4 protein-coding genes are annotated in these 9947 nt (G+C 36.0%); all 4 read right to left on the minus strand.

The annotated features are described in order from the left end of the window. The 4 genes from ACODSB_RS22935 to ACODSB_RS22950 all read right to left on the minus strand — a co-directional run bounded on the left by ACODSB_RS22935 (position 1) and on the right by ACODSB_RS22950 (position 9761). Positions 1–3087 carry a SusC/RagA family TonB-linked outer membrane protein gene (locus ACODSB_RS22935; RefSeq protein ID WP_488938738.1) on the minus strand — a complete coding sequence of 1029 codons (3087 nt, stop codon included), beginning with the start codon at positions 3085–3087 and terminating at the stop codon, positions 1–3. 262 nt (positions 3088–3349) lie between these two features. Next, on the minus strand, positions 3350–6010 hold the full coding sequence (locus tag ACODSB_RS22940) for a glycoside hydrolase family 3 N-terminal domain-containing protein (protein ID WP_488938739.1): 2661 nt from the start codon (positions 6008–6010) through the stop codon (positions 3350–3352). A gap of 12 nt (positions 6011–6022) precedes the next feature. Next, positions 6023–8272, minus strand: a complete 2250-nt coding sequence (locus ACODSB_RS22945) for a GH92 family glycosyl hydrolase (RefSeq protein ID WP_488938740.1) — start codon at positions 8270–8272, stop codon at positions 6023–6025. A 4-nt stretch (positions 8273–8276) separates the two neighbouring features. After that, positions 8277–9761: an alpha-L-fucosidase gene (locus ACODSB_RS22950; RefSeq protein WP_488938741.1), complete on the minus strand. Its 1485-nt coding sequence runs from the start codon at positions 9759–9761 to the stop codon at positions 8277–8279. Positions 9762–9947: the final 186 nt, after the last annotated feature.

A 9947-nucleotide genomic window follows, 5' to 3' on the forward strand; every position in this document is an offset into this window, starting at 1 on the left:
TTAAAATCCAAATTTCACATTAACTCCATAATCTCTCGTTGAAGGAATGTTGAAAGATTCTATACCTTGCAGGTTTCCTGTTCCTGCTCCTGCCTCTGGATCAAAATATTTAGCTTTGTTCACGAAGAAGAATAAATTTCTTCCCACTAATGAAAAATCAATATTTGTAAATCCTGAATTACCTAATATACGTTTTGGTAAAGAATAACCAAAAACAAGCTCTCTTAATCTAATGTTTGTTGCATCATAAATAAAAGGTTCTGCAATAGGAGTTCTTTGTCCAATAGCTGTCCAGTATTGCTCTGCCGTAATGCTTGTAGTATTTGGAGAATAAGTACCGTTTCCGTTAGAAACAACACCATCAACAATAATTCCGCCTTCTCTTCCTGCTAAAGTAACATCACTAACTCCTAAACCAGCTTGTCTGGCCTGAGTGTATGAAATAACTTCTCCGCCAATTCTAAAATCAACTAAAAAGCTTAAAGAGAAATCTTTGTATTTAAAGTTATTTTTAAAACCTCCAGTCCAGTCCGGGTTAAAGTTTCCGGCACGTACATCAAAACCATTTGTTGCCAGAGGGATACCTGCACTGTTTACAATAACATTTCCGTTTGGATCTCTTTGGAAACCTTTAATATATAAATCTCCGTATTCGCCGCCCTGAACAACTTTACTTCTTACCAAACGTCCTTCTCCAAGAACTAATTCATCTCTACCATCATAAATCGATTTTACTTTTGATTTATAAGATGCGTAGTTTGCTGTAATATCCCAGCTAAAGTTTTCTGTTTGAATAGGAGTTGCTGTAAGTGTAAGCTCGATACCTTTATTTTCAATATCACCACCGTTCACAATCGCTCTTGAGAAAGAAGAAGATTCTGGAGTATTGATATAGAAAATTTGGTTATCAGTTAAAGTATTAAAGTAGGTAAAATCTAAACCTAAACGATTATTAAAGAATCTTACATCTGCACCAATCTCTGTAGAAGAAGAAATCTCTGGTTTTAAGTTTGGATTTGCTTTTGTGCTTTGTCCGTATAACATACCGCCGTTTCCACCAATGTATGAAAATCTTTGTTGAGTTTGATAAGGATCAGTATCGTTACCAACTTGTGCATAAGAAGCTCTTAATTTTGCAAAACTAATTACTTCCGGTAATTTAACCATGTCTGAAATCACAGCTGAAAGACCTACAGAAGGATAGAAATAATCTGTTGGTAAAGTTGAAGACCAGTCATTTCTTGCCGTTAAATCTAAGAACAAATAGTTTCTGAAACCAATTTGACCAAATCCGTAAACAGAGTTAATTCTTTTTTCTGAAGCTGTAGAAGTTGATTGAATTGTTTGTACGTTAGACAATGCAAAATAGTTTCTTTTACTTAAAACTCCTCCTGAATTTAAAGCTGAATTACTTTGCTGCAATGAACTGGCACCAGCATTAAGTCCAACAGAAAAATCTCCAAATTTTTCATTGTAAGAAAGTAAAGCATCAATATTCAATTCGCTTACAGTTTCATAAGATTCGCTGTATGAACCTAAGTTGTTGTTGAATGCTACAGTTGCATATCTGTTTCTTACGTTTTTGTTTGTCATTTGGTCTAAACCAGCTCTACCTTGTAAACTTAACGTTTTTGTAAATTCATATTTAAGGGAAGCTAAACCAATAAATCTGTTTCTTTTATCTGAACGGGCGTCATCTCTTAAAGCAGACCAGAATGGGTTTCCTCCCGGAGATCCTGTTTCATCGATAAAATAATTCATTTGTCTTTGTCCTGCAGCATCAAAATATTCGAAGTTTTTATAATCGTTATATGCGATACTACGAGGCAATAAATAAGCTGACGTTCCAATAGATTCTTCACCGGTTCTTAATAAGTTATCAATGTCCTGAACGATGTAGTTTGTTTTTACATCTAATGATAATTTATCAGAGATTTTACTAGTCAATCTTAAGTTAAGATTGTGTCTGTCTAATTGGTTTCCGCCAACAATACCTTCAGCGCGCGTGTTAGTGTAAGAGAAATAACCCTGCGCTTTTTCGTTACCAGCTGTTACTGTTAAAGTATTAGCTAAATTGTAACCTGTTTTGTAAAAATCAATTACGTTGTTTGGCTGTGGAGAATAACTTTGTGTAGCCGGCCCAGCATAATTTGGGTTACGAACTAACTGCCAGTTTGAAACCTGGCTTCCGTCTAATTTTCCTCCCCAGCTTGAGCTGGAAGTTGGATTGTAAACTCCATTTGCTCCCTGTCCATATTCATTTTGTAAATTCATCAAATTGTATGCAGATGAAGCCATGAAATTAGAAGATACCGAAACAGATGTTTTTCCTGATTTTCCTGATTTTGTTGTAATTACGATAACACCATTACTCGCTCTTGATCCGTAAAGAGCTGCTGCAGAAGGTCCTTTTAAAACAGTCATCGAAGCAATATCCTCCGGGTTGATGTTTGAAATACCGTCTGGCTGTGTAGTTCCTCCTGTATCAATATCAGGATTTGTTGTTGTTGTACCGTTACTGATAGGCACACCATCTACTACATATAATGGCTGGTTGTTTCCGTTAAGAGATCTGTTACCTCTTAATGTAATTCTTGAAGAAGAACCAACACCATTTGAAGTTGTAGAGTAGTTAAGACCAGCAACTTTACCAGATAGTGAGTTAGCAACGTTTAAAGACCTTGCTTCTGATAATTCGTCTACTCCAATGTTTTGAGCTGAATACGTAATTGCTTTTTTCTCTCTCTTGATACCAAGAGCAGTTACTACTACTTCTCCTAATTGTTGTGCCGAAGCTCCTAAAGCAGCATTAATGGTAGTTTGAGTTCCCACGGCCACTTCTTTTGAAGCTGAACCAACATAAGAGAAAACCAAAACTGCTGATTGATTTGGAACTGTAATAGAGTACTTACCATCAAAATCTGATGATGTACTTGTTTTTGTTCCCTTAACAACAACATTTGCCCCAGGGATCGGAATTCCGCTTTGGGCATCTGTTATCGTTCCTTTTACTATTGTTTGTGCTTCCAGATTTTGAAATCCAAATAAGCATATCACAAACAGTAATTTTAGTACGTTCTTGATCATATTTAGTTGTTTTTTGAGTTAATAACATGTTAAACTTAAGAATACATTTTGTTAACAGGATATAATTTCGACAAATGACAAGTTTGAAAAGGTGTTGGGAATACATTTATCTTTCAAGGGTACGAAAACGTTTTAAATTGTAATCTTTATCCTCTTTATTTCCAACACCTTGTTCGCATTAATCGAAGTGTTTTACTCTTTTTTCAACCACATTCTTTCTTAATTCTCTTAAACGTTAAAAATATTATTAGTTTTCATCGAATTAGTTCAAAACTTTGAAATTTGTTTTGATCAAATCTGTAGAATTTCCTCCAACCATAACTTCAAAATCTCCCGGTTCTACAACACGTTTCATTTCTCTGTTCCAAATAGATAACTCATCTGGTGTAAGTATAAACTCAACCGTTTTGGTTTCACCTTTCTTAACATTTAATCTTTTAAATCCTTTTAAGGTTTTTTCAGGAGTTGTCGTACTGCTGTAAACATCCTTAATATATAATTGTGCAACTTCGTCTCCGTCTCTGCTTCCAGTGTTTTTAACATCAACTGAAACTTTTAGCTCTCCGTCAGCTTTAATTTCTTTTGAACTGATTTTCAAATTTGAATATTCAAACTTCGTATAACTTAATCCGTAACCGAATGTATATAAAGGATGTTCACTTTCTGCAACGTATCTATGAATCGCAGATCGTTTTTGGTTATAATATATAGGTAGCTGTCCAACTGATTTTGGAACTGTAATTGGTAATCTTCCACCCGGATTATAATCTCCAAATAAAACATCAGCTACTGCTCTTCCTCCTAATTCTCCCGGAAACCAGCCTTCAACCACTGCCGGAATATTTTCTGCAATCCAGTTTGTCGAAAGCGGACGTCCGTTTAACAATACACAAACTACAGGAGTTCCTGTTTTTTGAATTTCTTCGATCAATTCCTGCTGCATCCCGAATAAGTCTAAAGAAGCAACATCTCTGTTTTCTTCCACCAATTCGTTTGATTCTCCTAAAACTACAATCGCAACATCGGCTTTTTTAGCAGCATCGATTGCAGGCTGTAAGTTTACTTTTTCTAAATTCCAGCGTAAATGTGCTCTGGCTCCCCAGCCGCCTTCCCACATTTCTATGCGGACTTTGTATTTTTTTCCTGCTTCAATATTTTTTGGCGTTGTAACCATGCTTGTCGCACCTTTTGTCCAGTTGTCGATAACCAATTGATCGTCAATCCACATTCTGATTCCGTCATCAGAACTTAAACCAATCCAGCCGTCAAATGCTTTATCTGATTTTATATAACCAGTCCAACGAATTGAGAAATCATCATCTGTAACGCCATCACCCGGAGACCAAGGCCAGTCAAACTCTAATTGATTGTCGATACGAGTCAATGCAGGAGTTCCTTCAACATTTCTGTTATTGAAATATTCTCCTTTTAATCCGTTTTGAGCTTCATCTGGAGTAAATAAATATTTAGATGGAATAATTTGTCCTTTTACAATTAAAGGAACACCTTCTTCATAAACAACATTGGCTGATTTTCCAACTAATTGCTGAATACCTTCGTAAACTGTCATTCCAACACTGTTTTTTGGAGCATAACCTCCAAGTCTTGAAGCATTTGCATTTGGCCCAATAACAGCAACATTTTTTATGTCTTTGCTTAAAGGCAGAATGTTGTTGTCATTTTTCAACAAAACCATAGATTTTTGAGCCGCTTCCAGAGCAACATTCTGATTTTCTTTGGTATGAAAACGTTCTTTGATGAGGTTTTTATCGGTGTATGGATTTTCGAATAATCCCAATAAGAATTTCAAACGCAAAACCCCTCCGGCAGCACGGTCAATCTGCGCCATTGTTAGTTTCTTTTCGTTTACTAATTCTATAATACTCGTTTGCCAGAATTCATTTGTAAAATCATAAAACTGCATATCAACTCCCGCTGCAATAGCTTCTCTAATACTTTCTTTTGGAGAACTGGTAACAAAATGTGTTACCTGAAGATATTTTATAGCTCCTAAATCTGAAACTACAATTCCTTTAAAACCCCATTCGTTTCTCAAAACATCAGTCAATAACCAATGATTCGCTGCACAAGGAATTCCGTCTAATTCAGAATACGCACACATTGTTCCTAATGCGCCGCCTTTTCTGAATGCTTTTTCAAATGAAGGCAAATGATCTTCTCTCGCCGAACGTTCTCCCACTAAAATTGGAGAAGAATTTCCTCCCGCCTGCGGAATACCGTGAACGGCAAAATGTTTAGGTTCTGCAATAATCGAACGGTCTGATTTTAAATCATCGCCTTGCATTCCTTTAATCATCGCCAAACCAATTTCGCTGTTTAAATACGCATCTTCACCAAAAGTTTCGGCAACACGTCCCCAGCGTGGTTCACGGCCTAAATCTAAATTTGGACCAAGACCAAAATGAACTCCGTGTGATCTTGCTTCCATCGCAATAACTTTTCCCACTTTGTCCATTACGTTTGTATCCCAGGTTGCTCCAAGACCAATATTCATTGGGAAAGCTGTACTTCCTTCGTCTAAATAACCGTGAAGCATCTCGCACATAATAAGCGCAGGAATTCCCCATTTATTTTTTTTAATTATCTCACTTTGAAGATCATTAATCATTTTTGCCGAACGCGGATAAATATCATGAATCGCCCCAATTCCAAGATTTCCAATTTTAGCATCTGATTTTACTTTAGAGAAATCTTCTTTTTCTTTAAAAAATTCGCCTTTGTACATATCCATCTGGCGCACTTTTTCTTCAAGCGACATACGGCTTAACAAGTCTTTTACCCTATCTTCTGTCGGTAGTTTTGCGTCTTGGTACGGGTATTTTTTCTGCGCATAGGTTTGGTTAAAAAAACCTACAGCCATTACAAAAATAATGGCTGTTTTTTTGATTTTGAGTTGTAACATAGTTGTGAGAGTTTAATTTTGAATCACTTTGAGCGTTCCTCCATTCACAAAATCATCGTGTGAAATGAAATAACTGTTCAGTGGTTTTCCGTTTAATTCTATTGTTTTGATTTTTCCGTCAGTATTGATTTCTTTTTCAATAACAATATTTTCTTTTTTATAATATCTTGAATCTAATTTGATTGTTACTTTATCAAACATTGGTGTTGTAATCGTATAAATTGGGTCGCCCGGAGATATTGGATAAAATCCCATCATGGAATATACTAACCAAGCCGACATTGTTCCGGTATCATCATTTCCGGGTAATCCTTTTGGTTTGTTTTGAAAATATTCCTGTACCAGTTTTTTAACCAGTTCCTGACTTCTCCATTCTTCGCCTTTTACATAATTGAATAAGTAGGGATAAGCAATATCCGGCTCGTTTGCCATATCAAATTTTTTGTCATCAAAAACTTTTTGCAATTGATCTGAGAAAGGTTTGTCACCGCCCATTAATTTCATCAATCCTTTGATATCATGCGGAACCATAAAAGCATATTGCCACGCATTTCCTTCGATAAAACCAACATTTGCTTCAAAATTAGATCCAGCTTCAGGGTCAAAAGGTTCGTACCAATTTCCGTTAGCAATTCTTGGACGGAGTAATTTTAAATTTTTGTCAAATAATTTTTGGTAGGATAGTGAACGTTTAGCAAAACGTTTATAATCTTCTTTTTCACCCAAAGCTTTTGCTAAAAGTGAAATCGCATAATCTGAAGTATTGTATTCCAGCGTTGTAGAAACAGGTCCGGGATAATTAGTAGATAAATATCCTTTTTCTATATATTCTTTAAGCCCCGGACGCAGCGGATTATTTTCAATTTGGTCTGCTCCTTTTAACATGGCATAATAAGCTTTGTAAACATCAAAATCCTGAATTCCTTTTAAGCAGGCATCAACAATAACAATACTTGCCGGATCTCCTACCATTGTAAATGTTTCTGTAGAATTTAATTCCCATTTTGGCAGCCAGCCGTTTTCATCATACATTTTCAACATGCTTTTTATCATATCCGATTGCTGCTTAGGATAAACTAAAGACGTTAACGGATGCATGTTTCGATACGTGTCCCATAATGAAAATACGGTATAACGCGTGCCATCGGTTTTACCAATTTTGGTTCTTTTAATCTGCGGATATTCTCCGTTTACATCATTTAAAGTATTCGGATGAATTAATGTATGATATAAAGCGGTGTAGAAAATAGTTTTATCATCTTCGGAACCGCCTTCGACTAAAATCTTCGAAAGTTCGTCGTTCCATTCTTTGTAAGTGTCTTTATAAACGGCATCAAACGATTTATCTCCGGTTTCTTTTTCTAAATTTTCTCTGGCATTTTCGATGCTTACATACGAAATTCCAATTTTAACTTCAACCGTTTCTTGTTTGTCGAATTTGTAGCTGAAATAACTTCCAATACTATCGCCAACTACTGTTTTGATGGTATTTTTCATTATTCTTGCCTTGCCGTTATATCCTGACATCCATTGTGCCTCAACGCCATTGTATTTAGAAGGTTTTTTCCAAACGCCGAATTTTTCAGCAGGTTTAGAAAACTTGGCTACAAAATAAACTGGATAAGCATCTTCAGGGCTGTTATAACAAAACGAACCAACAGAACGCATTCCTTCAATTTCTGTAGAAGAAACGACTTTAATCATCGAGCCTTCTTCATTCGTTAATCCTAAACCAAGATTTATTAAAATGTTCGACTGTCCTTTCGGGAAAGAGAATCTGCTTACACCAACTCGTTTTGAAGCTGTAAATTCTCCTTTAACCTTATATTTCTTAAGGTCAACGCTGTAATATCCGGCTTTTGCCACTTCATTAGAATACGTCGATCCGTATTTTAAATGATCGATTTCCAGATTTCCGGTTGTTGGCATCAATAAAATAACGCCCAGTTCCGGACAACCTACACCGCTCAAATTGACCTGACTAAATCCGGTTAAAAAAGTGTTTTCGTTTACATATGGATTCGACAGCCACTGACTGTCTTTTTCCATTGGAGTATTTTTTACCCCGGCAACATTAAACGGACTTATACTTGCCATTCCGCGTGGTGCAATCGGTCCCGGAAAAGCAGCTCCAAAGTTGGAAGTTCCAATAAACGGATTCACATAATCTGCAGGTTGTTGTGCAAAACTTGTGATGCTAAAAAACAGCATGCAAAAGCTGCATGCTGTTTTTAAAATTAATTTTTTTGATATTGAAAACATATTCTTATCTGTTAATAGCTTCTATTTTTAAAGTCCATGCTTCTTTTGCAGGTAAATTATTTCTAAGGCTTTCTGGAATTACCACTTTAAATCCGTTTCCTTCTTTTGTCCATTTTAGAGAAGTTTTAGAACCTAACATGGTAATTTTTGTTCCTTTTTTAGGGCTGATAGATTTCACTGTAACGCTTGCAGGAATTTTATCTTCTCCGTCTTTTGCTAAATAAAAAGCAAATACATTTCCGGCTTTATTTTGTGTAAAGCAGATATTATCTTCCTTAAAAGGTTCAATTGGTTTTGTATCATAAATCGCAACACTGTTTACTTTCATCCAGTCTGCATAAGCTTGCAATAAATCATAAGCACCTTGCTGCCATTCTCCTTCCGGACTTGGGGCAACGTTTAATAATAGGTTTCCGCCTTTTGCAACAATGTCAACCAACATGTGAATTCCTTGTCTTCCCGTCATGTATTTTGCATCTGGAGTATAAGACCATCCGCCGCCAGAAGTGATACAAGATTCCCAAGGATAATGTAATGTTTTTGCAGGAACACGACCTTCTGGAGTTAAATAATTTTGATTTTTTCCGTGAACCGCTCTGTCTACCACGATTAATCCTGGTTGTTTTTGGCGTGCTTTCACCACCAATTCGTCCATTTTGGGATCCTGATCCACAACTCTGTGTTTGATGAAACCGTTTTTAGATTCATTTTCAGCAAATTTCTCATCGTAGTTTTCTTTTAAGTTTTGCTGATCTCTTTTTCTAACCCATCCTCCGTCAAGCCATAAAATATCTACTTTACCGTAATTCGTAAGGATTTCTAAAATTTGGTTGTGGGTGAAGTCAACATATTTCTGCCATTTTTCCGGATATAATGACGGATCGTAATTTACGTTTCTGTCGAAAGGCGGAAAATACGGATCCCAGTAATTTTCGTTATGCCAGTCTGGTTTTGAGAAATAAGCTCCTGTTGAAATATTCTCTGCTCTAAAAGCGTTGAAAACTTCTTTTAAAACATCGGCTTTTGGATTTGTGCTGAAAGGACAATCTTTGTCTGTTACTTTATAATCAGAATATTTAGTATCGTACATATTAAATCCGTCATGGTGTTTGGTGGTAAAAACCATGTATTTCATTCCGGCTGCTTTTGCCGCTTTTGCCCATTTTACAGGATCAAATTTAGTTGGGTTGAAAGTCTTTTTCAAACCTTCATAATCTTTTACATATTGATTATAATTGGCAGGATTGCTTCCTTTTTTACGCTCGCACCATCCATAATCTTCCGGGCATATTGACCATGATTCTACAATTCCCCATTGGCTGTATGTTCCCCAGTGCATTAATAATCCAAACTTTTTGCCTTGCCATGCTTCTAAATTTTTCAACACCAACGGATCCGTTTCCGGTACATAACGTTCATCTTCATAAATGGCCTGCGAAAACATTTGAACGGAAAATAATAACGCGATTATGAATATTCCTCTTTTCATCTTTATTCTATTTATAGTTTTTTGTTTTTGTTCTTTGTTTAATTGTGAAATTCACATTTAAGATATTGAGACAAAGTGTCCTTGTTATCTAATTTTGTCAAATTTTCTCCATCTTTTTGTCATTTCGACGAAGGAGAAATCTTCGCAAGAAACTCCTCATAGTAATTCATCAATCTTTGTCGAGCT

This window comes from Flavobacterium sp. FG68, from assembly GCF_057808895.1.